This is a genomic window from Clostridium intestinale (assembly GCF_035905475.1).
Taxonomy (GTDB): Bacteria; Bacillota; Clostridia; order Clostridiales; family Clostridiaceae; genus Clostridium_T; species Clostridium_T intestinale.
In genome coordinates this window covers 399113-423819 of sequence record NZ_CP121166.1, presented here as the reverse complement: position 1 = coordinate 423819, position 24707 = coordinate 399113, and the positions used below count along the sequence as shown (strand labels likewise).

Annotated in this window: 29 protein-coding genes and 1 tRNA gene; 11 read left to right on the top strand and 19 right to left on the bottom strand. The window is 30.2% G+C overall.

Features of this window, described 5'->3' with window-relative positions; all coding sequences use genetic code 11:
• Nucleotides 1-74: 74 nt before the first annotated feature.
• Nucleotides 75-2072, top strand: coding sequence for an oxidoreductase (locus P8F83_RS02020; RefSeq protein WP_326513216.1), 1998 nt, complete (start codon nt 75-77; stop codon nt 2070-2072).
• A 181-nt stretch (nt 2073-2253) separates the two neighbouring features.
• On the opposite strand, the gene P8F83_RS02015 is transcribed toward P8F83_RS02020, so the two are convergent.
• Both P8F83_RS02015 and P8F83_RS02010 read right to left on the bottom strand, forming a co-directional pair.
• On the bottom strand, nt 2254-2955 hold the full coding sequence (locus tag P8F83_RS02015) for an ATP-binding protein (RefSeq protein WP_326513215.1): 702 nt from the start codon (nt 2953-2955) through the stop codon (nt 2254-2256).
• Nucleotides 2930-3853 carry a phage replisome organizer N-terminal domain-containing protein gene (locus tag P8F83_RS02010; RefSeq protein ID WP_326513214.1) on the bottom strand — a complete coding sequence of 308 codons (924 nt, stop codon included), beginning with the start codon at nt 3851-3853 and terminating at the stop codon, nt 2930-2932. The genes P8F83_RS02015 and P8F83_RS02010 overlap by 26 nt, the downstream gene beginning before the upstream one ends.
• A gap of 499 nt (nt 3854-4352) precedes the next feature.
• Here P8F83_RS02010 and P8F83_RS02005 point away from each other — a divergent pair, with 499 nt between their 5' ends.
• Together P8F83_RS02005 and P8F83_RS02000 are read left to right on the top strand one after the other, a co-directional pair.
• Nucleotides 4353-4763 carry a helix-turn-helix domain-containing protein gene (locus tag P8F83_RS02005; protein WP_326513213.1) on the top strand — a complete coding sequence of 137 codons (411 nt, stop codon included), beginning with the start codon at nt 4353-4355 and terminating at the stop codon, nt 4761-4763.
• A 248-nt stretch (nt 4764-5011) separates the two neighbouring features.
• Nucleotides 5012-5176 carry a hypothetical protein gene (locus P8F83_RS02000; protein ID WP_326513212.1) on the top strand — a complete coding sequence of 55 codons (165 nt, stop codon included), beginning with the start codon at nt 5012-5014 and terminating at the stop codon, nt 5174-5176.
• 722 nt (nt 5177-5898) lie between these two features.
• On the opposite strand, the gene P8F83_RS01995 is transcribed toward P8F83_RS02000, so the two are convergent.
• From P8F83_RS01995 to P8F83_RS01975, 5 genes are all read right to left on the bottom strand, one after another.
• Nucleotides 5899-6408 (bottom strand): AAA family ATPase, encoded by a 510-nt coding sequence (locus tag P8F83_RS01995; protein ID WP_326513211.1) that lies wholly within the window; start codon nt 6406-6408, stop codon nt 5899-5901.
• A gap of 63 nt (nt 6409-6471) precedes the next feature.
• Nucleotides 6472-6906 carry a GNAT family N-acetyltransferase gene (locus P8F83_RS01990; protein WP_326513210.1) on the bottom strand — a complete coding sequence of 145 codons (435 nt, stop codon included), beginning with the start codon at nt 6904-6906 and terminating at the stop codon, nt 6472-6474.
• A 236-nt stretch (nt 6907-7142) separates the two neighbouring features.
• A tRNA-Leu gene (locus P8F83_RS01985) sits at nt 7143-7228 on the bottom strand.
• Between the two features lie 58 nt (nt 7229-7286).
• Nucleotides 7287-7883 (bottom strand): hypothetical protein, encoded by a 597-nt coding sequence (locus P8F83_RS01980; protein WP_326513209.1) that lies wholly within the window; start codon nt 7881-7883, stop codon nt 7287-7289.
• A gap of 89 nt (nt 7884-7972) precedes the next feature.
• Nucleotides 7973-8983 (bottom strand): pyruvate kinase, encoded by a 1011-nt coding sequence (locus P8F83_RS01975; RefSeq protein WP_326513208.1) that lies wholly within the window; start codon nt 8981-8983, stop codon nt 7973-7975.
• A 127-nt stretch (nt 8984-9110) separates the two neighbouring features.
• On the opposite strand from P8F83_RS01975, the gene P8F83_RS01970 reads away from it, so the two are divergent.
• Entirely contained in the window at nt 9111-9560 is a 450-nt protein-coding gene (locus tag P8F83_RS01970) for a hypothetical protein (RefSeq protein WP_073017706.1), read from the top strand.
• 41 nt (nt 9561-9601) lie between these two features.
• Here P8F83_RS01970 and P8F83_RS01965 read toward each other — a convergent pair whose 3' ends face one another.
• Complete coding sequence (locus P8F83_RS01965) at nt 9602-10042, bottom strand: hypothetical protein (RefSeq protein ID WP_326513207.1); 441 nt, start codon at nt 10040-10042, stop codon at nt 9602-9604.
• A 114-nt stretch (nt 10043-10156) separates the two neighbouring features.
• Here P8F83_RS01965 and P8F83_RS01960 point away from each other — a divergent pair, with 114 nt between their 5' ends.
• Complete coding sequence (locus P8F83_RS01960) at nt 10157-10657, top strand: DUF4883 family protein (protein WP_073017711.1); 501 nt, start codon at nt 10157-10159, stop codon at nt 10655-10657.
• A 23-nt stretch (nt 10658-10680) separates the two neighbouring features.
• Here P8F83_RS01960 and folK read toward each other — a convergent pair whose 3' ends face one another.
• From folK to P8F83_RS01925, 7 genes are read right to left on the bottom strand one after another with little or no spacing between them, the layout of a single operon-like run.
• Nucleotides 10681-11505 (bottom strand): 2-amino-4-hydroxy-6-hydroxymethyldihydropteridine diphosphokinase, encoded by an 825-nt coding sequence (folK, locus tag P8F83_RS01955; RefSeq protein WP_326514810.1) that lies wholly within the window; start codon nt 11503-11505, stop codon nt 10681-10683.
• Between the two features lie 4 nt (nt 11506-11509).
• Nucleotides 11510-12322, bottom strand: a complete 813-nt coding sequence (gene folP / locus P8F83_RS01950) for a dihydropteroate synthase (protein WP_326513206.1) — start codon at nt 12320-12322, stop codon at nt 11510-11512.
• An 11-nt stretch (nt 12323-12333) separates the two neighbouring features.
• The gene (locus P8F83_RS01945; RefSeq protein WP_326513205.1) at nt 12334-12810 is read right to left on the bottom strand and encodes an HD domain-containing protein; all 477 of its coding nucleotides are present in this window, start codon (nt 12808-12810) and stop codon (nt 12334-12336) included.
• Entirely contained in the window at nt 12803-13357 is a 555-nt protein-coding gene (gene folE / locus P8F83_RS01940; protein WP_337250874.1) for a GTP cyclohydrolase I FolE, read from the bottom strand. The genes P8F83_RS01945 and folE overlap by 8 nt, the downstream gene beginning before the upstream one ends.
• Nucleotides 13358-13360: 3 nt before the next feature.
• Complete coding sequence (locus tag P8F83_RS01935; protein WP_326513203.1) at nt 13361-14122, bottom strand: aminotransferase class IV; 762 nt, start codon at nt 14120-14122, stop codon at nt 13361-13363.
• Entirely contained in the window at nt 14123-15481 is a 1359-nt protein-coding gene (pabB, locus tag P8F83_RS01930; protein WP_326513202.1) for an aminodeoxychorismate synthase component I, read from the bottom strand.
• Entirely contained in the window at nt 15465-16064 is a 600-nt protein-coding gene (locus tag P8F83_RS01925; protein WP_326513201.1) for an anthranilate synthase component II, read from the bottom strand. Before P8F83_RS01925 ends, pabB begins: the two co-directional genes overlap by 17 nt.
• 122 nt (nt 16065-16186) lie before the next feature.
• Here P8F83_RS01925 and P8F83_RS01920 point away from each other — a divergent pair, with 122 nt between their 5' ends.
• The gene (locus P8F83_RS01920) at nt 16187-17014 is read left to right on the top strand and encodes a PHP domain-containing protein (RefSeq protein WP_326513200.1); all 828 of its coding nucleotides are present in this window, start codon (nt 16187-16189) and stop codon (nt 17012-17014) included.
• A 38-nt stretch (nt 17015-17052) separates the two neighbouring features.
• Here the strand turns inward: P8F83_RS01920 and P8F83_RS01915 are convergent, their stop codons facing one another.
• Nucleotides 17053-17286, bottom strand: a complete 234-nt coding sequence (locus P8F83_RS01915; protein ID WP_315110081.1) for a phage holin — start codon at nt 17284-17286, stop codon at nt 17053-17055.
• A 243-nt stretch (nt 17287-17529) separates the two neighbouring features.
• Between P8F83_RS01915 and P8F83_RS01910 the strand changes: the two genes are divergently transcribed.
• From P8F83_RS01910 to P8F83_RS01890, 5 genes are read left to right on the top strand one after another with little or no spacing between them, the layout of a single operon-like run.
• Nucleotides 17530-18669, top strand: a complete 1140-nt coding sequence (locus P8F83_RS01910) for an ABC transporter substrate-binding protein (protein ID WP_326513199.1) — start codon at nt 17530-17532, stop codon at nt 18667-18669.
• 31 nt (nt 18670-18700) lie between these two features.
• Nucleotides 18701-19576 (top strand): branched-chain amino acid ABC transporter permease, encoded by an 876-nt coding sequence (locus tag P8F83_RS01905; RefSeq protein WP_021802828.1) that lies wholly within the window; start codon nt 18701-18703, stop codon nt 19574-19576.
• A gap of 9 nt (nt 19577-19585) precedes the next feature.
• Nucleotides 19586-20542: a branched-chain amino acid ABC transporter permease gene (locus P8F83_RS01900; protein ID WP_326513198.1), complete on the top strand. Its 957-nt coding sequence runs from the start codon at nt 19586-19588 to the stop codon at nt 20540-20542.
• A 3-nt stretch (nt 20543-20545) separates the two neighbouring features.
• On the top strand, nt 20546-21304 hold the full coding sequence (locus P8F83_RS01895; protein ID WP_073017737.1) for an ABC transporter ATP-binding protein: 759 nt from the start codon (nt 20546-20548) through the stop codon (nt 21302-21304).
• A 1-nt stretch (nt 21305) separates the two neighbouring features.
• A complete protein-coding gene (locus tag P8F83_RS01890; RefSeq protein WP_021802831.1) occupies nt 21306-22010 on the top strand; it encodes an ABC transporter ATP-binding protein in 705 nt (234 codons plus the stop codon).
• A gap of 27 nt (nt 22011-22037) precedes the next feature.
• Here the strand turns inward: P8F83_RS01890 and P8F83_RS01885 are convergent, their stop codons facing one another.
• The 3 genes from P8F83_RS01885 to P8F83_RS01875 form a co-directional block, all read right to left on the bottom strand.
• Nucleotides 22038-22736, bottom strand: coding sequence for a hypothetical protein (locus tag P8F83_RS01885; protein WP_326513197.1), 699 nt, complete (start codon nt 22734-22736; stop codon nt 22038-22040).
• A complete protein-coding gene (locus P8F83_RS01880; RefSeq protein WP_238903204.1) occupies nt 22724-23056 on the bottom strand; it encodes a PadR family transcriptional regulator in 333 nt (110 codons plus the stop codon). The genes P8F83_RS01885 and P8F83_RS01880 overlap by 13 nt, the downstream gene beginning before the upstream one ends.
• 202 nt (nt 23057-23258) lie before the next feature.
• Nucleotides 23259-24659, bottom strand: coding sequence for an aminopeptidase (locus tag P8F83_RS01875; protein WP_238902989.1), 1401 nt, complete (start codon nt 24657-24659; stop codon nt 23259-23261).
• Nucleotides 24660-24707: the final 48 nt, after the last annotated feature.

Here is a 24707-nt window from a genome sequence, read left to right as displayed (position 1 = left end):
TATACCGCAGTATACAATGAAAGTATACCGCGGTAACAAAATTCTTTTTAACTTATAAGAGAGAGGTGCTTTTTATGAAAGGTAAAATTAATGCATTATTTAACCCTATGAAAATAGGTACAATGGAAGTGAAAAACAGAATAGCTATGGCTCCAATGGGCTCACATTCAAAAAATCCTGACGGAAGTTTTAATCAACAAGGTGTAGATTTTTACGTAGCACGTGCTAAAGGTGGTGTAGGGTTAATTGTAACAACAGGTATAGCATGTCAGAATAAACTTGACTCAATGAGAGCTACATTAGCAACAGCAGGTGATTCTTATATAGAAGCTTCCAAAAAGCTTACAGAGGAAGTCCATAAATATGGTGCAAAAATTATAATTCAAATAGCAAACGGTGCCGGTAGAAATCGTAAAGATGGTTTCTTTTTAGATAATGACCCCATTTCTTCATCAGAAAATCCAAATGTTTGGCATCCTGAAACTATGCATCGTGCATTAACAACAGAAGAAGTTCAATTTCTTATACAATCTTATGCTGATGGAGCTTATGCTGTAAAACAAGCAGGGTTTGATGGGGTAGAAGTTCATGCCCTTCATGAAGGTTATTTGATGGATCAATTTTCTATGGAATGTACTAATCGTCGTACAGATCAATATGGAGGAAGCTTAGAGAATAGACTTCGCTATGCTACAGAAACAGTAAAAGCAATAAAGGAGAAATGCGGAAAAGATTTTCCTGTTTTGATAAGATATAGTGTTAAAAGCTATATGAAAGGATTGGGTATTGATAAAGGTGCTCTTCCTGGAGAAAAGTTTGAAGAATTTGGCCGTGATTTAGAAGAGAGTGCTAAAATAGCAAAAATTCTTCAAGATGCTGGTTACGATGCTTTAGACGTAGATAATGGAACATATGAATCATGGTATTTTGCACACCCTCCAGTATATATGCCGAAAGCATGTAACTTGGCAGATGCTCAATATATAAAGCAATTTGTTGATATTCCTGTTATATGTGCAGGTAAAATGGATGATCCTGAAATATCAGCAGAGGCAGTTGCAAGTGGAAATATAGATGCTATTTCTATTGGACGAGCTCTACTTGCTGACCCTGAATGGGTAAATAAAGTACAAAATGATAATTTAGATGATATAAGACCTTGTATAGGATGTCATGCAGGATGTTTGGAGAGATTTTTCTCTGGAAAATATACTTCATGTGCAGTTAATCCACAAGTTAACATGGAAAGAAAATATGAAATTAAACCTTCTGATGTTAAAAAGAATGTTATGGTTGTCGGTGGTGGTATAAGTGGTATGGAAGCTGCAAGAGTTAGCGCACTTAGAGGCCATAAAGTAGATTTATATGAACGTACAAATAGTCTTGGAGGAGTTTTTATTCCTGCTGCTTCTATGAGTTTTAAAGAAGAAGATAAAAAATTAATACAATGGTATGTAAAACAACTTAAAGATACTGGCGTTACAGTTCATATGAATACAGAAGTAAATGATGATATCATCAAAGCCTCTAATCCAGATTCTATTTTCGTAGCAACTGGTTCTACTGCAAGAAAACTAAATGTGGATGGAGCAAATTCAGAAAAAATTATAACTGCAGTTGAAGCATTGTTAGGAACAAAACCTATAGGAGAAAAAGTTGTTGTTATAGGTGGAGGACTTACTGGAGTTGAAATTGCATATAGCCTAACAAAAGATAAAGGCAAACAAGTTGAAATTCTTGAAATGCTTCCTGATATTTTACAAGTAAAAGGCTTAAATGCTGCCAATAAAACTATGCTTCAAAATCTTGTAATATCTCATAAAATTGGTGTTCATACTAATACAAAGGTTACTGCAATCACATCAAAAGGTGTGCAGTTTGAGGAAAACGGTAGCACTGTTGAATTAGATGCCGACACAATTATAGCAAGTATTGGATACATCAGTGATAAATCTTTATATGAAGCAATAAAAGATTGTGGTGCAGATGTACATTTAATTGGAGATGCAACAAAGGTATCTAACCTAATGGGAGCTATTTGGGATGCATATGAAATTGCTATGGCAATTTAAAAAATAAAATATATATAGCTGTGTGAGTTTATATTTCAATTTATCACTTAGGAAAAAACGTTTAATATTCAGTGTTTTCCTAAGTGAATTTTTTTAGATTTGGTATTACAACTTTAGAACAGTTCAAAAAATCCCCATACAAAAGAAGGATTCCTCTTGCTTAAACTCATACTCACTCCCCCTACCTCAGCCTATAGTTATTACCGCTCTCCTTCTGAATCTCCATAATATAGCCCTTACACATCTCATATATTCTGGAACCTATGGCTTCATCAATGTTAAGAAGCTTCTCTAATACACATTCTGTACTAATTATCATAGGGAGGTTATTTAGATATCTATAATTAAGAATCTCAAAGATTATGCTTATATCAGATTCACTAATCTTTCCCTTAAATAAATCATCTATAAGGAGTACTTCTGCTAGTTGATATTTAGAAATTATCTTCTGGTAGTATTCATCATCCATTATATTTTGCTTAATTTTCATAATGCTATCCCTATATGGCATATACACAACCTTTATACCTTTCTTTAAAAAGTTTAAAGCTAAGGCAATTGATAGATGTGTTTTTCCTCCACCAACTTGTCCACAAAAGAGGATACTGTTTTTCCTAAAGGTTCTTATGGAACTAAAGTCTTGATAATATGCTAGTGCTATATCTCTAGCCTTTCTTGAGCTTTCATTCCAAACAGAGAAATTCGAAAATGTTAGCTTATTTTGTTCTATCTTTATGCCTGATCTCTTCCAATCATTTTTTATCTTATCTAGTTCTCTGCATTTGCAGCTAATTGCTATCGGTGCACTATTGCTTTGAGGAACTAATATCCAACCTGTATCACGACACTTTTCACATTTATAAGATTTCTTCACATATTTCATTTCTTTCTCTTTCAGTGAGTGTTCTTCCCCATTGCTTTTTAAGGTTGTACTTCTCTCCTTTACCTGTTTCATTATTCTCGTTAATGCTTCCATTGAAATCCTCCTCCCCTTTAACTGGATACCCTTCTTTCTCCCAATTTCTAAGTATCCCATTTATATATTTCATAGTAGGTTTACTTCTTTTTAATGCAGTGTTCATAGCCATCTTTACATGTTCAACTCCATACTTAGCTATAGATACCTTAACTGCTGTTAGTGATATCTCTTCAGTATCCCCTGTTATACCACTAAAGTAACTTAATAGACCTTGAGAGAGACTTTCAATATCTTCATTATGATTATTGGAACTTTCTTTTTCTCTATCTCTCTCTTTAAACTCTAACTCTTTATCTTTATTCTCTATCTCTCTCTCTGGTGAATGTTTGTCCAAAAATGTCCCATTGGTTTCTGAGACATCTTTAGGACTTTTTTGTGACATTTGTCCACTATTTTCCCTTTTACCTTGACCTATTAAAGTCTTTTCCTCTTCTATTCTTTCTCTATAAAGTCTCTTTCTATCAGCCTCACTACTGGATTTTCCTATAAAGCTTTGTATATTCATCATGTACATAGTGCCATCATCTAGCCTTTCTATAAGCTTCATAGAATTTAATATGTTAAGTCCACTTTTAACAGTATCTATATTTAAATTAGTTATTGTTGCTATCATATTCTCATCATAGGGTATAAAATCATTAAATCTAAGTGCCCCGTCATACTTTAAGGATTTTAAATATAATTTAATTAAGAGATTTGAGTAATATATACCATTGGGTAAGCTTTCTAATATCTTTATTTCTTCACTGTCAAAAAAATTATCCTTTAGTTTCAGATAGTAATATTTCCTATTATCAGCCATAAAACCCTCTCCTTCATTTAAAAATAAAACCACTTGAAATTTTTTAAGCCCTTCCATGTTGGAGTAATCTTCATATGTGTACACCTTTTTATATAATCTTGTAGAATTTTAATATTCAAAATCATTTTCTCCTTAATTTATTTAGATTTATAATATCTTGGTGATTTCCTCCATACATTTCTTTTCATATTAAATGAATCTTTTACAAAAACTAATACCAAACATCAAATGTATCTTTTGTGTTACCTTTTTCTATAAATTTTTTTCATATCTTTAAGAGTACAGTCTTTCATACTCCTAAAGATATAAATGTAAGATTTGCAACACTTGCACCTCCTTTTATGTGCTATTACCGTTACTTTATGAGTTAATTATATGTAACATAAATAAAACAGTCAATAATTTTTTATTAATATTTCTACAAAATTATGTATTCTTATCGTTACAAAAGTTTCTATTAGTGTTAACTTGTTTTACAATTATGATAGGAGGTGATATTTTGAGTACTTTTGGAGAAAGATTTAAAACACTTAGATTAGAAAAAAAATTAAAGCAAGAAGAATTAATTAATGACTTTAATAATAAATATCATTACTCTTTTACTAGATCAGCAGTTTCTCAATACGAAAACAATAAAAGAATTCCAGAGATAGATGCATTAAAAGATTTTGCAAACTATTTTAACGTTAATTTAGATTATCTTATAGGTAATTCAGATGTTCGCAAAGTTGAATCAAATTCAAACGTATATAAATCTAAAGTTGATGGTAAGGTAATAGAGATTGAAATATCTAAAAATCACCCTCATAAATTATCAGATAAAGAGGTACAAAATCTTATAAATCAGCTTAAAGCTGTTGGTTTTGATGTAGAAACACTAATTAAAAACGCCAAAGAACCTACAGAGTAATTATTTATCTGTTATAATTTATTATCAATCTAAATCTGAAAAAGTATTGCTAAAAAATTACAATTCTTCAGATTTGGATTTTTTTATTATAATTTTCTTAATTTTTCCTCCATATATTTACATTTGTTAAATGTTTATGTAATATTATATAAAACCATATAAGTTTATTAAATTTTTAACAACCTTTCTATGTTCTATAAAAATAGATATTTAGAACATTACTTCACATTTAGTTGGGGGGAATTGTAATGTTAGAGGCAAACATCTTATCAATTAAAATTAATGGAATCGTTGTATATGAGAAAGCAAAGGATACAGAATATATACAGAAAGAAGAAAATATTATCATTGAAGAACACTCGCTTAATTCAAATAAATCAGATTCAGTGGTGTTGCCACGCAAAAAAGTATAAGTAAAAAGGCTCTATTACAAGGGTTAAGCCAAGTAATAGAGCCTTTTCAACCTATTTTTTGTAACCTTATTATTTTTACTTATGCGCTTTATTGTGAGTTCCTACAAGTCAGCTTCTTGACCGACATTCTGACCGCCACTTTTACAACCTTAGTTGTTGCAGTATTTTGTTATCTTACATTGATTTATAAACTGGACAACTATTATAGTTTTTTACAATTGCCTTCTTATATTCAAATATAATTTACGTTAACAACAACTTTAAAAAAATATAATTTTCTAAAATAAAAATAGATTCCTAAAACGGCTACAATCTTTTATTAATCCATCTTCAAGTAAAGAACAACTTAACTTATCGTCATAAGTAAAATTCCTAATTGCTAAAGCAATCAGCCGCTTATGAAAGCTTTGTTGCTCCTTCACGCATAAAATTACTTGTAAATTTTAGAATTTGTAGAATATAGATAGATATATTTTTTTATAGATATCTATATAACTATATAACTATATATAGTGTTTATGCGGCTTCAGAGCATTTTCCCAATAAAAACAGGTTGAATTTCATATTAATTATTTTAACTTTTATACATAGATAAATTTAATAAAAAAATGTAAATAAAAGTTTTAAGAATAAAGTAACTGCTAAGTATTCAGCTCATTTAACTCAAAGAGAAGTTACTAAGTTGACTTACAGTAATATTAATTTATTTCATTGTATTATTCTCATAATTGTTGCAATAGCTCTCTTACTTGCTTCCTGCTTTTTAATATAATTATCTTAACATCATTTGCACTTTGTAGCATATCATAATAACGCTTTCTGTTATTTTTGTTAAAATTCCAAACAGACTTTAAAAACTCAAATTTCTTCATATTAAACTTTTCAGGACAATATCCACCCATGTCAGTACGACTTTTACCATAACATTTTATCACTCGTTTTATTACACCATAAACACATTTTAGTCTAGAAAAATCCATATAAATAACAGTATCGCAATATTTTAATCTAAATGGTATAGTGCGACCAATATTTCCATCTATAATCCATTTAGGCTTTGTAATTTCTTGCACCAATAACTCATCAAATTCATCTTGAGACGCAGTTTCCCAATTATCTCTCCAATACAATACATCAAGATGAATTAAAGGCAAATTTAATTTATCAGATAATTCCTTTGCAAATGTAGTTTTTCCACAACCATTCCCCCCTATAATAATTAATCTTTCCAAATCCCCTCACCTCACCTAATATACATAGCCCAGTTTTTTTATCCAAAACAATACCCCATACAGTTATAATAGTTTCTTCAATATGTGTAACTTAATATTATCTGGAAACCCCTCAATTTCGCCACAAACAACATACCCATTTTTCTGATAAAAATACGGAGCTTGGAAAGAGTAAGTTGTAAGATGAGCCAATAGGCATCCAGCTTTTTTAGCTTCATTTTCTATTTCATTAAGTAATTGAGAAGCGATGCTTTGCCCTCTATAAGCTTCGCTAACCCATAGCACTTCTATTTCAAGTGATGAAAGATATGTAGAACCTGCTATACCGCCTATAATAATGCCGTTTTCATTACGAGCAACCTTCATTATCTCAACATTTGGATCTTTTAGCTTTCCTTTTGTTTTATCCATGTTATATTTCAACAAACCGTTTATACGCACGTTATTCAAAAACTCTTGTTCATCATAATGATCCATAATATTGAATTTCTTTTCCATATTTATACTCCATTCAGATAATATAATCTTTGTTTCAAAGCTGTTCTATAAATTACTATTCAACACCCATTTACATTGCAAAACAATTATATCATATTTTCCCAACTTAACATTATTCAACTTTCAAATGACAGACTTCATTAAATAAAATCAATCTATTTTTATTTGCAAGAAAAGCTTAAAAAAGGCATGAAAAAAAGCTCTATTACTGGATTAATCCCTGTAATAGAGCTTTCTGGTGCCGATGGCCGGGGTCGAACCGGCACGGTGTTGCCACCGGTGGATTTTGAGTCCACTGCGTCTGCCATTCCGCCACATCGGCAAGTTACTTTAACATATTATCACAGATTTTTTACCAATGCAAGAACATAATTTTCCAATTATGAAGTAGCTGGAGGTGTCTGCGAATTGTTTTGATTATTATCTACCCCATTATTATTTTCATTTCCTCCATCTTGAGGTTCGTTTTTTGGTTCTTCAACTGGTGGCTTGTTCTCAGGTTCCTTGTTATCATCATTTTTTGGATCAGTACTTGGTGGAGTTTCTTCATTTGTAGGATTGCCCGAATTTTCAGGGTTACTACTACCAGTTTGATTTCCACCTGTGGAACTAGATCCGCCATTACTATTATTATTAGTACCGCCATTACTGCTGCTGTTACTAGAATTGGTATTCTTATTTACATTAGTGTTGGAATTAGTATTATTAGTGTTCGTAGTTGATGTATTATTTTGATTTGAATTGGTATTATCTTTTGGTTCCTCTTTTTTCTCATCTACCTTTACAGGTTCAACACTTTTATCTTCTTGCACCTTGTCCTCTTCTTTAGTTTTATCTTTATCTCCAGTATTAAGTTTAGTTCCTAACACACTATCTTTATCTACCTTTGTTGATTTATCAAAATATTTGTAGCCTCCAAAAATTGTTGCTACTATGACCAAAGCATATATAATTATTAAAAGTTTTTTCTTGTGCATATTTCCTCCAAATTCATCAAATTTTTACGTACAATTTATTAAATTATACCAATTATTGAATTAAATATGAAGGATTTTAAGCTATTTATCTATTCTTTAATATACTTTTTCACTAATTTATTTAAACTTTCTATGGCATTTCTAGGATTTGATGATATTGTGGTTTCTTTTGCAAGCATAAATCCACTTACGCCACTTTTAATAAACCAATATATATCATTAACCTCAGCTGGTGATATTCCTATCCCTGTTGATATAGAATTAAACACATGTGTAGCTATAATTAATTCTTTATTCTTACAACAATTTATTATTATTCTTTGTGCAATAGGGATATTTTCTATGCCTATCTCTGGTACCAAATCTCCTCTCCCTATTATAATTCCGTCTGACTCCTCACTAATTTCTTTTATATTCTTTACACCTTTAATAGTCTCAATTTTAGCGAAAATTTTAGGAGTTTTTTTTGATAACTCTATAGCCATTTTATTTATATATTTTTTATATTTTATAAGACTTTCTTTATCTTCAATATATGAAAAGGCAATTGTATCAAATTCATTTTCTATACAGTACTCTATATCTTTTTTATCTTTATTATTTAATGCACCTTTTTCTCTTATATACCCTTTTATATTACAGCTTTTTTCTCCTCTTACTAATCCACCTTTAACTACTTGTCCAATTACATATTCTTCTTGAATTTTTAGAACTTTTATTATTATACTTCCATCTTTTAAACTAATTTCTTTTGATTTTATTTTTTTAAACATATTTAAATTAAGATTTAGAGGAATTAATTTATCCTTATCTTTAAAGTTGTCTTCATAAACCTCATGTGAGCAAAATCTAACTTGATCTCCTTCTTTTAATTTCATAGGAGCTTCTAAACCTCTCCATACCCTTATTTTGCTACCTTGTATGTCACCTATAAGCTTTAAATCTATGTTACCTTCCTTTATTTCTTTAATGTTTTGATTAAATAGCTCCTCGTCAAAGTGCGAGAAATTATATCTAACTGCAGTAGCACCATAACTTTTAATGTCTTTAATGCTAGTCCCATCCAAGGTTTTTGGTCCTAAAGTTATAATTATATCCATATAATCTCCTTAAAAAGTGCTTCATTTAATCCTATACTTATATAAATAAAATTATTACAAGTTTAATGCACAATTTCTTAACATAATTGGTACTTGTACATATTATATTCATTAAGAGGGTGATTTTATGCTTAAAACTATTAGAGATCTTAGAAGAGTTTGGCGCTCTTTATGCTTATCAACTAAATTTTTGACGGTGATTTGCTTCGCTAGTTTATCTTATATGATAATAACAACTTTCTCCGTTAAAAGTATAAACAATTCTTCGGATGAAGCTATTCGTTCAATAATGTTATCAATTTTTGGATATATCTTTGGTCAAAGTAATAACTCAGTTATAGAAAGTATTGGTAGCAGGAGATTTAGAATTTATGTTGCTGGTTTTGTAGCCTTAATTACAACATTAATATTAATTATTAGTGAGTTCACTTTCACTAACTTAAATTCTGCTCCTATAGGTGAATTTAAAAATCTATTGTTTGCTTCAGTCGGATTTCTAACCTCAATGTCTAAAGCCTTAAGTGATGTCGAGGACAAAAACTATTTATCAAAATCTAAAAAAAACGATCTTTGCTAATTTTATCCTAAGTCCGTAGGCTCACTACGGACTTTTATACATCAACTGTCCTTTAACGACAGCAGTGCCTTAATAACATAATCTGCTATTTTTTGAGGTTCTAATTCTTTAAGGTGTATATCTAAAAATACAACACTTCCCTTAATATTTTTTATAAGATAATAATTAAGACCTTCAATATATTTTATATCTTCACTATTAAAAAGTTCTTTTTCTTCATGTAAACTTTCATATAATTCTAGAGATTTAACACTTCTATCTCCATAAAAAATCAATCTATTTTCTACATCTTCACTTATATCTAATTTAATATAGAAGTCTACTCTTGTTTGATTAGCTAACAGTACCTTTTTAACTAACAAATCTCCTTTATTGTAGTATTCAAGCTTATCCATAGATATAATTGTATGTCCTTCATTCCTTAAAGCTTTTTCAATTTTTTCTCTTAAAAAGTCTGATTTAATATCCAAGCCATACTTCATATATGGATTCCTCCATAATTCACTTTATTAATATATTATGTATTTAATGTAAAAAGGTTCTAAGAAGTTACATATATTAATAAATTATAATAAAGTACACTAAAAGGAGTTCATATGAGAAAGATTTTTTATGTTACATTTTTATTTATATGTTTATTCTTTTTGTCAGGCTGTAGTTTTAATAGTTCGCAATACATAAACTTAAAATCTAAGCCCTCAAATGATTATTATACTCAAGAATTAAATAATGCTTTAAATAGTTCTGAAGACTTTTCTTTAGTTGTCTTTGATTCAAATTATTATAAACAAATGCCGGTAGATGACGAAGATAAGAAATCTTTTAAGGCTTTTCTTAAATCCATAAAAGATGATAATTTTACTGAAGAAGCAATTGATAGCAGTAAAAAATGCCTATTTAGAGTTTATGTTACAATAGATAATACTAAGTATCAAATCAAAGTATTCCAAGATCAGTATGTATCTATAGCTCCCTGGGATGGAGTATTTAAGGAAGATGTATTAAAAGAGGAGTCTATTCCTCTTGGAAATAAACTTACTACTTTCTGTAACTATATATTAGATAAAAACAATAGTAATACTTCAAAGAAAAACTAAAAGGTAGCCCTAAAGCTACCTTTTTAACTTTCCTGTTTTTTCAAATCCTCTAATAGTTCAAAAACTCTTTTGTTTTTTAGTGGATGTAAAAAATACGGACTTATTTCATTTATAGGTTCTAGTACAAACTCTCTTAAATGCATTCTAGGATGAGGTAATATAATATACTCGTCATTAGATATAATATCATCCATGAATATAATATCTAAGTCTATACTTCTAGGCCCCCATCTAAGAATTCTTTCTCTTTTTAATCCCTTTTCGATATCCAAAAGTAGCTCCATAAGTTCCCTTGGAGATAATATAGTTTCTATTTCTATTGCTCCATTTAAGAACTCTTCCTGGTCTGTATACCCCCAAGGCTCTGTTACTATATAACTTGAAGTTTTAGTTATCTTGCAAAAATCATTTTTTTCTATTTGTTTAATTGCATTATCTAAATTGTCTTTTTTATCACCTAGATTTGAACCTAAGGCAATTATTGCTTTTCTTCTTACCCTAGTTATTTCTACACTTACAGTATCTAGACTTCTATGTATAGGTGCCCAAGGTTTTTTTATTGAAACCTTAGCTTCTTTTACTATAGGATATTCTAATAGTATAAATTCACAAGTCTTATTGCAAGCTGTCTCAATTAAATCATAGCTTACTTTTTTAAATTCCTCTTCTACCTTATGAGAAAGTTCTCCATAATGTACAGATGTATCTAAATCTCCAGTTTTTCCTGGGATTTTTAAATCTAATCCTAATTCAATAGAAATTAAAAATTTCTGCCCTAGTTTTTTTTCCTCTTTAAAAACTCCATGGTATGCAAATACCTCTAAATCTTTTATATAAATCTTATCCACGTACTCACCTTTTTCTTCTAATAATAGCATCAGTCATTTGTGCTGCTCTTTTATTTTCTTTTACATCATGGACTCTTACAAAATCATACCCCTTCATTATCCCAACTACAGTAGTTGCTATAGTCCCTTCAACTCGTTCTTCTGTAGGTAAATCTAAGGTTAAACCTATCATTGACTTTCTTGAAGTAGCTAAAAGCATAGGATATCCTAAATCTAAAAACTTCTCTAGATTGTGCATAACTTCTATATTATGCTCATAGGTTTTTCCAAAACCTATACCTGGATCTAAAATTATATTTTCTTTTTTAACTCCAGCCTCTAAAGCAATATTTATACTTTCTTGAAGTTCATGGTGCATGTCTTCTATTATATTGTCATATTCTTTTTCACTTTTATTGTGCATAAGACAACATGGCACATTGTATTTAGCAGCAACCTTAGCCATATTTAAGTCTTTTTTAAATCCCCAAACATCATTAATTAAATCTGCTCCTGCTTTAACAGCTTCTTCTGCAACTTTTGCCTTATATGTATCAATAGATATAGCTATATCATATTTTTCTTTTATTGCTTTTATAACAGGTACCACTCTAGCTATCTCATCATCTTCTTCAACGTATAAAAATCCAGGTCTAGTAGACTCTCCTCCTATGTCGATTATGTCTACTCCCTCTTCTACAAGCTTATTTACCTGCTCTAAGGCTTTAGCTAAGGTATTAAACTTTCCTCCATCAGAAAAAGAATCTGGAGTAACATTCAATATCCCCATTATGAAAGTTCTTTCACCTAAGTTAAATTCTTTAGTACCTATTTTCATTAATTTCACTCCTAGTACTTAATCTTTAAATTCTTCTTTTCTTCTTTCCAGTTACATAGAGATTTTGAAGGACAGTTATAACATTCTCTAGAAACTTTATCACCTTCATACATAAGTTTACCTATAATAGATGCTTTTTCATTTTTTCTATGACCTATAATTCCATCTTCTATTAACCTATGCTCCTCTAAGCTAAATTTAATATCTTTAATTATCCCTTTAGCTATTTCATAAGAAGCTATTTCATGAGGAGTTCCATTTTCATATTGCTCCCCTCTTCCTATGTCATGCAAAAGGGCAATAGTATATATTATTTCTTTAGAAAATCCTAAATTTCGCTCTAAATTAATTATGTAACATATCCTTGCCACATTAATAAAATGTTCTAAGTCATGCTTACAAAAAATCCTGTCTTTTTCTAAAGCTTTAATCTTGGTTAAATTCTCTTTATATATAGGATTATTTAAAATCTCATTAACTCTATCCATTAATAAGTTCTCTTACTTCTCGTCTAAGCTCTGCATCTTCTTCAAAAACACCTCTATAACTATAGGTTATTGTCTTTGTACCTGGCTTTTTAACACCTCTCATAGTCATACACATGTGTTCACCCTCAACCAAAACCATAACTCCCTTTGGTTTTAAATACTCCATAAGTGCATCACAAACTTCAGATGTCAGTCTTTCTTGTAGTTGTGGTTTTTTAGAATAGATTTCTACACATCTTGCAAGTTTAGATAATCCAGCAACCTTACCATTTGGTATATAAGCTATATGAGCTTTTCCAAAGAAGGGAACTAGATGATGCTCACACATAGAATAGTAAGTTATATCCTTTTCTATTACTAAATCATCTCTTTCTACTGTAAAAGTCTTCTCTAAATGCTCTTTAGCTGTTTTACCTATTCCATCAAATATTTCTTCATACATCTTAGCTATTCTTAATGGTGTTTCCTTAAGTCCCTCTCTATCAGCATCTTCTCCTATAGCCTCTAACATCATCCTAACAGCTTCTTCTATTTTGTTTTTATCAATCATTTATGCCCCTCCATTTTCTTTCAAAAATGTTTTATATCTTTCTATTATATTGTTTGTTATTTTTCCCTTATAAAATTTATTATCTTTAATTCTATTTACCCACATAACTCCTACTAAAGAGTTAGTTATAAAAACTTCTTCTGCAAGTAATAAATCCTGAGCTCTAAACTGTCCCTCTTGAACATCATAATTATTTATTAACCATTGTCTCATAATCCCATCTAATAATCCACAAGAAAGAGATGGTGTAAAGATTTTTTCTTCTTTTATAAAAAATATATTACTCAAAGTTCCCTCAGTAATTTTCCCTTTATTATTTATAAGAAGCATTTCATTAAATCCCCTTTTTAAGCCCTCATCTCTTATATGTAGGTTTTCATAATAACAGGTAGATTTAATCGAAGTCAAAAAAGCATTAAAGTCCTTTATTATCTCTGATATGCCTAAGGAAAAACCTTTATTATAATCCTCTTTTTTATAGGGTATATCCCTTAAAGAAATTATATTATTTTTAGGCGTAATTGTTATCTTGAGAGTCCTATTTTTTATATTATCTTTTTCAATTATGTCTACTACTTCATTATAATTAATCTCTTTATCTATAGATAATTTTTTTAGAGAAGTATTTAATCTTTTTAGATGTTCTTTTAGCAAAACTGGCTTTTCAAGTATCAATATTGTTTCAAATACACCTTTTCCAAAAAATATTCCTTCATCTATATCTATCTTAGATTCACCTTTATAAACCTTTATCCAATCCATTTATAATACCTTCATTAGAGCCTTTCCTTTATCTAAAGTCTCCTCATATTCTGACTCTTCTAAAGAGTCGTAGGTTATACCTCCACCTACTCCAAAATAAGCTTTATCCTTTTGTTTTATTATAGTTCTTATTACAATATTAAAATCGCTATTTCCTCTGAAGTCAATATATCCAATTGATCCTGTATATAAGCCTCTTTCTAGCTTTTCTAGCTCATGAATTATTTCCATAGCTCTAAGCTTAGGTGCTCCTGTAATAGAGCCTCCTGGAAATGTTGCCTTTAGTAATGAAAAAACATCTTCCTTTTCTCTTAGTTCTCCAACTATTTTGGATACTAAATGAAAAACAGTGGAATATTCCTCTATTTTAAATAATTCCTCAACCTTAACTGAATGAGGTTTACACACCTTACTTAAATCATTTCTTTCTAAATCTACAATCATTAAAAGTTCAGCTTTATCTTTCTCTGAATTTTCAAGTTCTCTCCTGTTTTTTTCATCTTCTTCTAAGGTTTTCCCTCTTTTTCTAGTTCCCTTTATGGGTTTTGTTTCAACCTTACCTCTATTTAGCTTTAGAAATCTTTCTGGGGAAGATGATATTACTTCAAATCCATCAAGGTTCATATATGCTGAAAATGGAGCTGGATTAATGTGTCTTAATTTTCTATATATATATAAAGAATCTTCACTGTTTTCACAGCAAAAGTTTTGAGTCATATTTGCTATATAAATATGTCCGTCTACTATATAATCCTTCATCCTACTGATAGCTTTTAAATAGTCTTCTTTATAAAAATTAGAGGTAAATTTATTTGTATTAAAATTAAATTTCTCATCTTTAGTCTTAGTTATATTATGTATTTTATCTTCTATTTCTTTTATACTAATTTTTCTATCTTTTAAAATCCCTCTAGAAGTTACAAATGTTTTATTTTTACTCAAATCTTTGACTATTATATTATCATAAAAAACAAAATAAATTTCAGGAATTTCTATATTTTTTTTACTTACTCCCTCTATCCCTTCAATTCTTTTTCCATAATCATAAGAAATATATCCTATTGTCCCTGAAACTAAGGGGATTTTGTTATCTGTTTCTATCTTATAAGCTTCAGTTAATTCTCTTAATTTTTCTAAAGGATCAGATTCAAATTTTTCTATTTCTTCATCTTTAATTATTTCTCCAAATTCACCAAACCATTTAAATATTAAAAAGGGATTTACTCCAATAAATGAAAACTTCGATAATTCCTTATCTTCTTTAGAGGAATCTAACATTATATTATTTCTACTATTAAAATGTGCATATATTTCTGCTACATTTAAAGAAGTTTCTATTTCCTTAATTAATATCTCCATTAAGCTTTATCCTTTCTCTACAAATATTTATAAAGTTTTTTAAAAGTAAATGTCCACACTCTGTTAATTCTGCCTCTGGATGAAATTGAACCCCATATATAGGATACTCCCTATGTTCTATTCCCATTATAACTCCGTCATCAGTGATTGCAGTAACATAAAGATCCTTCGGAATAGTTTCTCTATCTATTATTAATGAGTGATATCTAGTAACATTTATAGGGTTTTTTATTCCTTTAAATATCCCCTTTTCTTTATGGGTTACTTTAGATATTTTCCCATGTACAGGTTCAGTGCCTTTAACAATTTTTCCACCAAAAACTTCTCCTATACACTGATGCCCTAAACATACTCCCAGTATAGGTATATCTTTTTTGAATTCATTTATAATTTTCAAAGATTCTTTGGCCTCTTTAGGCGATTTAGGGCCTGGTGAAATTATTATTCCTAAAGGATTAATGTCTCTTATTTCATCTACAGTTATGTTATTACATCTATATACTTTAACTTCTTCATCTAGTTCCTCTATATACCTAGACAAATTAAATGTAAAAGAATCATAATTATCTATTATTAAAAACATATATACCTCCTTGGTCATTCTTATATTATAGCAAGAAGATTAGTTTTACAGAAGAATTGGTTTTTTCTAAAAATAATATTACAATAGGATTAATATATTTTCTAAACTGAAAGGAGATTGTTATGGTAAAAGTTGATCTACATACTCACTCTAAAGCATCAGATGGAAGGTTGTCTCCAAGGGATTTAGTTAAAAGAGCTAAAGAAAAAGGTAGTACTCTTATGGCACTTACTGACCATGATACTACAGCTGGATTAGAAGAAGCAATTGCAGCATCTAAAGAGTTTTCTATAGATTTTATTCCAGGTATTGAGCTTTCTACTATTCACAATAATGAATCTATTCATATGTTAGGTTTTTTTAGAGACGATAGCTATAAGTCTAAGGAACTTCAGGATTTTTTATTTGGTTTAAAGGAACATAGAAGAACCAGAGGAGAAAAAATAGTTAATAACTTAAAGACTTATTTTAATATTGAAATATCTTATGAAGATGTTCTAAAAAGAGGAAAAGGTGTTATTGCTAGACCTCATATTGCGGAGGCAATAATAGATAATGGCTATCCTTATACTAAAGCTGAGATTTTTGATAAATTTATTTCAAAAGACAGTCCTGCTTATGTTGAAAATAAACAAGTTAGTGTAGAAGAAGGTATAGCTTTATTAAAAAAATATAATGCTTTAGTATTTCTAGCTCATCCTATTTTAATAAGAAAAACTCCAATAAAAGACTTTTTAAGTTTTAATTTTGATGGGTTGGAAGCTATATATTTCCAAAATAAAAAAAATGATACAAAAAGATTATTAAAATTATGCAGAGAAAAAAATCTATTAGTCTCTGCCGGTGGCGATTTTCACGGCGATTTAGCTGGAGATGATCGACATGGCGATTTAGGAATTACAGAAATACCTGAAGAATTATTAGAAAGGTTTCTAATCGCATATAGGTAAATAAAAGAGGGCAGTCTAAGACTGTCCTCTTCTTTTAGTTATTTTTCCTCTACAGAATTCTCATTTTTCTTTTCATCATCTAGATACCATTTACTCTCAGTACTTGGATTATTAATAATTCCTGCCATTACTAATACTGACAAAATAGCAGTAACTATTTCATTATAATTCTTTGGGATTATATTTAGACCAAAAGCCTCTAATATCAATGGAATAAGTGAAAAAACAGATATCCATAGTGCATAATTTTTGAACCTTGAACTATCATTCATTTATCATCACTCCTCAACATTAGTTTATTCACATAATCACCAGATGTTGAAACATATTTTTACATTTTTCGTGTTTTCTTTAATTATTTAATGAAAATATTTAAAATTCATATATTGTAATTTCATCTACTCTATGTTACTATATCACTAAAGATTTTTTAGAATCTTTAACTATTTAATTACTTCAAAGTAATAAATTTGATAAATTATTAATTACTTTTATATTTTAAGGGGGCACACTTTATGAAAAAGAAAATATTATCAGCTTTAATGGCTACAGCTGTAATGGGATCAGTATTAGCTGGTTGTTCCAAAAGTTCAGCTAGCAGCGACACAATCAACATAGGAGCTATAGGACCATTAACAGGCGCAGCATCAACTTATGGTCAATCAGTTAAAAATGGTGCTGAATTATACTTAGAACAAGTAAATGCTGATGGCGGAGTAGATGGAAAGAAATTAAGTCTTCTATTTGAAGATGATGAAGCTAATCCAGATAAAGCTATACAAGCTTTCAATAAACTTGTAGATAATGACAAGGTTCCTGTAATATTAGGGGCAGTAACTTCTGGGGCAACTAATGCAGTAGCACCTCAAGCTACATCAAGATCAATTCCAATGTTAACACCAACAGCAACAGAACCTAACATCACAAAAAATGGTGGTGAGTTTGTATTTAGAGGATGTTTTGTTGACTCTTTCCAAGGAGTTGCTTTAGCAGACTATGCTACTTCTAAATTGAGCAAAAAAACTGCTGCTGTATTATATAACAAAGATTCAGATTACTCAAAAGGAATAGCTGATGCATTCAAAAAAGAATTTGAAAGCAAAGGCGGTAAAGTAACAGAATTCCTTACTTATAATGAAGGAGATAAAGACTTTAATGCTCAATTAACAAAAATCAAAGGAACAAATTCAGATGTTTTAGTTTTACCTGACTACTATACTCAAGTTGGTACTGTAGCAAAACAAGCTAGAGACATGGGAATACAATCTCAACTTTTAGGTGGAGACGGATGGGAATCAGAAGAATTAACTAAGCTTGGTGGAACAGCTGTTAATGGTGCTTTATACCTAAATCACTATTACTCAGGAGATTCTGCTTCAGTAGTAGCAGACTTTGTTAAAGCTTACAAAGCTAAATACAATGCAGAACCTGATGCTTTTGCTGCTTTAGCTTATGATTCAACAAAAGTTATAGTTGAAGCTATAAAATCTGCTGGAACTGATCCTGTTGCTATAAAAGATGCTTTAGCAAAAACTAAACTTGATGGAGTAACTGGTAATATAACTTTTGGTTCTGATAGATCTGCTGTTAAAGGAGCTTCAATAATAAAAGTAAATGGAGATAAAAAAGAACTAGTTGATAAGGTTAATCCTTAATATTTAATACTTAAAATGGAGGAGTAGAATAATGGAGCTTTTACAACAGATAATTAACGGCTTAGCTTTAGGTAGCGTGTATGCTCTACTTGCTATTGGTTACACAATGGTATATGGAATTATAAAACTTATAAACTTTGCACATGGGGATATTTATATGATTGGGGCTTTTGCTGGATTTTATGCTTCAGCAAACTTAGGTTTATCCTTAGTGCCAACATTAGTTGTCTCTATGGTAGCATCAGCACTTTTAGGTGTTATAATTGAAAAAATTGCGTACAAACCACTTAGAAATTCGCCAAGAATAGCACTTTTAATAACAGCAATCGGTATGTCATTGCTCCTAGAACACGGAATGAGATTTTTAGTAGGTCCAAATCCTAAACCATTTCCAGATTTATTCCCTGTAGGGACTATAGATATAGGTCCCCTACACATAAACGGAAAAATTTTGTTAATGCTAGGTGTATCCGCACTTCTTGTTCTACTTCTTCAATACATTATCTATAAAACAAAAGTTGGTAAAGCAATGAGAGCAGCCTCCCAAGATATGGAGGCTGCATCATTGATGGGTATTAATGTTAATACGGTAATATCCTTAACTTTTGCTATTGGTTCAGCTTTAGCTGGAATTGCTGGTGTATTAGTTGCAATTACATATCCAACAATAGATCCTTACATGGGAATGATGCCTGGTCTTAAAGCTTTCGTAGCTGCCGTACTTGGTGGAATAGGAAGTATACCTGGGGCTCTTCTTGGTGGAATACTTATGGGATCTATAGAAACTTTAACTAAAGCATACATCTCAACATCATTATCAGATGCTATAGCATTTTCATTGCTAATAATCATCCTTCTTGTTAAACCAACTGGTTTACTTGGAGAGAAAACAAACGAGAAAGTGTAGGTGAAATATATGAAAAATAATAAATCAATGTTTAAATCTTTAATAACATTTGCTGTTATTGTAGCTGTTTACCTAGTACTTTCAACACTTATCAATGGAAAAGTTATAAATTCTTATTATAGTGGTATCTTAGTTTTAGCTTTTATAAATATTATATTAGCAGTTTCTCTAAACTTAGTAGTTGGTTTCACAGGTCAATTAGCACTTGGACATGCAGGTTTTATGGCTATAGGAGCTTATTTATCAGCTTATTTATCTAAAACCTATCATTTACCTTTTATTTTGGTTTTAGTTTTAGGTGGTTTACTGGCTTCTGCTCTAGCATTAATAGTAGGTGTTCCTACGCTTAAGCTTAAAGGAGACTATTTTGCCATAACTACCCTAGCTTTTGGAGAAATAATTAAAGGTATAATTACAAATACTGATTTAATAGGCGGTGCTAGAGGATTAAGTGGTATTCCTAGAAATACTAACTTCACTTGGGCATTTATTATAATGGTTTTATCCGTACTTGTTATTTATAATATAATTCACTCTTCTCCTGGAAGAGCAATGATTTCTGTTAGGGAAAATGAAATAGCTGCTGAAGCTATGGGAATTAATACTTTTAAATATAAGCTATTAGCCTTTATTATAGCTGCATTTATAGCGGGTGTTGCTGGTGGTCTTTATGCACACTACTACACTTTCATTCAACCACAATCATTTACCTTTATGAAATCAATTGAAGTTTTAACTTTTGTAGTTTTTGGTGGAATGGGTTCATTATCTGGTTCTGTTATAGCAACATTTATCTTAACAGCATTACCAGAAGCTTTAAGATCTCTACAGGATTTTAAAAATATAATCTATCCAGTAGCACTTATTGCACTTATGATATTTAGACCTGAAGGTTTACTTGGAACAAAGGAAATATCATTTAATATTTTCAAAAAACTATCACCTCAAAAAGGGAAGGAGGAATAAACCATGTTAAAAGTTGATAATTTATCTATACAATTCGGAGGATTAAAAGCTGTTTCGGATTTTGATTTAAATATAGGTGAAAAACAAGTCGTTGGTTTAATAGGACCAAATGGAGCTGGTAAAACAACTGTATTTAATATGCTTACTGGAGTTTATTCGCCTACTGAAGGTTCCATCTCTTATTTTGGTGAAGAAATCCAAGGTTCTAAACCTTATAACATTACAAAAAAGAAAATTTCAAGAACTTTTCAAAATATAAGACTTTTTTCTAATCTTACTGTTTTAGATAACATCAAAATAAGTTTTAACTATAGAGTTAAATACACAATTTTTGATGCAATGATTAGAACACCTAGATTTACAAAAGAAGAACGTGAAATTGAAGAAAAATCCCTTGAAATTCTTTCTCACTTTGGTTTAGAGAGTAAAGCTTATGAGCTTTCAAAGAATCTTTCCTATGGTGAGCAAAGACGTCTTGAGATTGCTAGAGCACTAGCCGCTGAGCCAAAACTAATATTACTAGATGAACCAGCAGCTGGTATGAATCCTCAAGAAACTCAAGAGTTAATGAATATGATTAATTGGATTAAAAATAAATTTGAGTTATCTGTATTACTAATTGAACATGATATGAAATTAGTTATGGGTATCTGTGAAAAAATAGTTGTTTTAGATTACGGAAGAAAAATTGCAGAAGGTACACCAGAGGAAATTAAAACTAATCCTAAAGTTATTGAAGCGTACCTTGGAGAGGGGGCTTAAAATGCTTAAAATAGATAGTCTTAATGTATATTACGGTGGAATTCATGCTTTAAAAGATCTTTCTTTAAAGGTTAATAAAGGGGAAATAGTTACTCTAATAGGAGCTAATGGAGCTGGTAAAACATCAACCCTAAGAGCCATCTCAGGCTTAGTTCCTTTTAAATCAGGAGATATAAGTTTTAAAGATACTTCTTTAAAAACTATACCATCTCATAAGATTCTTTCTTTAGGTTTATCACACGTACCTGAAGGAAGAAAGATTTTTCCTGACCTTACTGTTTTAGAAAACCTAGAACTAGGTGCTTATCTTAGAAAAGATAAAAAGGGAATTAATTCTGATATGGAAACTGTTTTTACTAGATTCCCAAGATTAAAAGAAAGAATGAAACAAAAAGCTGGTACACTTTCTGGTGGAGAACAACAAATGTTAGCCATGGGAAGAGCTTTAATGTCTAAACCTGAAATGGTACTTCTAGATGAACCTTCTATGGGTCTAGCACCTATAGTTGTTAAAGGAATTTTTGATACCATTGTGGAAATAAACAAAGCTGGTACTACTGTTTTATTAGTTGAGCAGAATGCTCACATGGCACTTTCAATAGCTGATAGAGCTTACGTTCTTGAAACTGGTTCAATAGTTCTTGAAGGAAATGCTAAAGAGCTACTAAATGATGATAAAATAAGAAGTGCATATTTAGGAGAATAAACTTAAAAGAGGCGTTAAGCCTCTTTTTTATGTTGCTACTCTTTTACGTTCTTTTAGATATAAAAATGATGTAGATAAAATTATTAGTATTGTCCATATTATTATAAACATGTTACTTCCATAAGATATTCTACCGTAGTCTTCAACACTTATATGATTAAGAAGTGTTGGAACATAAAAAATATTGGAAAAGCTACTTAACAGTGCTATCATAAGTACACAAAAAATAAATATCCATTTATTTTTATAGAACAGCTTACTAAATTTATTATGCAATTTAGTTATAAATGTGAATTTTGAAGTAAACACAATTAATAAGAATACTAATGTTATAACTGTACTTATTATAAAATTAGAATGTTCTAATTTTATATTCTTTAATGTTTGTATTTTGCTAAAGTTCACTGTTAATATAATAGAAAAAAGAAGGATGAATTTTTGTAGAAATGATATTAAAATATAGCCACAAAAAAACATAAATATTTTCCTAAACCAAATACTTCTTAGATTCACTTTTTCAAACTCTTCACTTAATAAGTCTACTGAACCAATACGGCTACAAGAAACTAAAAAAGCCTCCTCTTCTGACAAATTTGTAGTATTCATTAAAGAGTTAAATTCATCTATCAGGTGTTCTTCTAACTCTAATATATCCGATTCACAAAAAGAATTGCTTTTATATAGTTTTGTTTTCCACTGATTTAATGCTTTTTCTAATTCAAACATGCCGAATTCCCCCATAAACTATTTAGAGTATTATTTACTACCTTCCACTGAGATTTTTCTTCTTCTAACGTATCTAACCCAAGCTTTGTTATCTTATAGTATTTTCTCTTTCTTCCATCTATGGACTTCCATTCTGATTCAATGAGTTTACTTTCACACAACTTTTTAAGAACTGGATACAGGGTTCCATCTTTCCAAGTTATTTCATCTTTTGATAGTTCCTTAACTGATTTTATTATTTCATATCCATAGCTTTCTTTAGTTGCTAAAATCGAAAGAATAAGGGGTTTAGCTGAAGCAGCCATAAGATCTTTTGACACCAATTTTATCACATCCTTACATAGAAATTCTATGTATTAATATTACATCGGGCTTCTATGTAAGTCAAGTATATATTACATAAATTTATAAATTATTCCAATATGGATGTAACTTAATTTATTTATCCAGGTAATCCTTTATAAATAAAAAAAGAAACCCTGTATCCCTATCAGTTGACAGGAACCCAAGGTTTCTTTTTTATTATATTTCTTTTAAAAATGCTTTATAACATTTTACAGCTTCATATATATCAGCTTTACTTGCAACTTCCCATGGTGCATGCATATTGTGAAGTGCTATACCACAGTCTATTACTTCCATATTGTATTGAGCTAGTATATAGGCAATTGTTCCACCGCCTCCTTGGTCAACTTTTCCAAGTTCAGCTGTTTGCCATACTACTTCATTTTTATCCATTATTTCTCTTATACGAGCTATATATTCAGGGTTTGCATCATTTGATCCTGACTTTCCTCTAGCTCCAGTATATTTACAGAATACAACCCCTTTACCGAAGTATGCAGCATTGTTTTTTTCTAATACTCCTGGGAAATTAGGATCATGAGCTGCTGTTACATCAGAAGAAAGCATATGAGAATTATTTAAACATCTTCTAAGCTTTAATTCTGAATATTCACCTTTTCTATCCATAATCTCTGCTAATATGTTTTCGAAGAACTTAGAGTTCATTCCTGTGGCTCCTACGCTCCCTATTTCCTCTTTATCTACAAATAGAGCTACACATGTCCTATCAGTATCTTTAAGCTCTAGAAGGGCTTCAAAGCTTGTATAAGCACATATTCTATCGTCATGTCCATATCCCATAACCATACTTCTATCTAAACCATAATCTCTTGCTTTTCCTGCTGGTACTATTTCTAATTCAGAGGATACAAAATCTTCTTCTACTATTCCATATTTTTCATTTAGAAGAACTAATATATTTTCTTTAACTCTCTCTTTTACTTCTTTGTTTTTAATAGGCATAGAACCTACTAAAACATTTAAATCTTCGCCTTCTATAACTTCTCTAGCCTTTTTCTCTAGTTGTTTTCCAGCTAAGTGAATTAAAAGATCTGATATTCCTACTACTGGATCATTGTCATCTTCACCAATTTCAACTTTAACTAAAGTTCCATCTTTTTTAACTATAACTCCATGTATAGCTAAAGGAATAGTTACCCATTGATACTTTTTAACACCACCATAGTAATGAGTATCAAATAAAGCCAAACCACCATCTTCATATAATGGATTTTGTTTTAAATCAAGTCTTGGCGAGTCTACATGAGCCCCTAATATTCTTAGTCCCTTTTCTAATGGTTCACTTCCTATTAAAAATAGTGCTAAGGTCTTACCCATATTGTTAGCGTAAACCTTATCTCCAGCTTTTAATGTTTCTCCATTATTAATTATATCTTGAACATTTCTGTAGCCTTCTTTTTCAGCTAGTACTATAAGTTCATCTACTGATTCTCTCTCTGTTTTACATTTAGATATGAAGTTCTTGTATCTATCACTTATTGAAAATACCTTTTTAAGATCCTCTTCATCATATTTATCCCATGCTAAAGCATATTCTTTTCTTAAATTTTGTTCCATACTGATACCTCCTTGCCTTATATCTACTATATTTTACACCTATTTTTT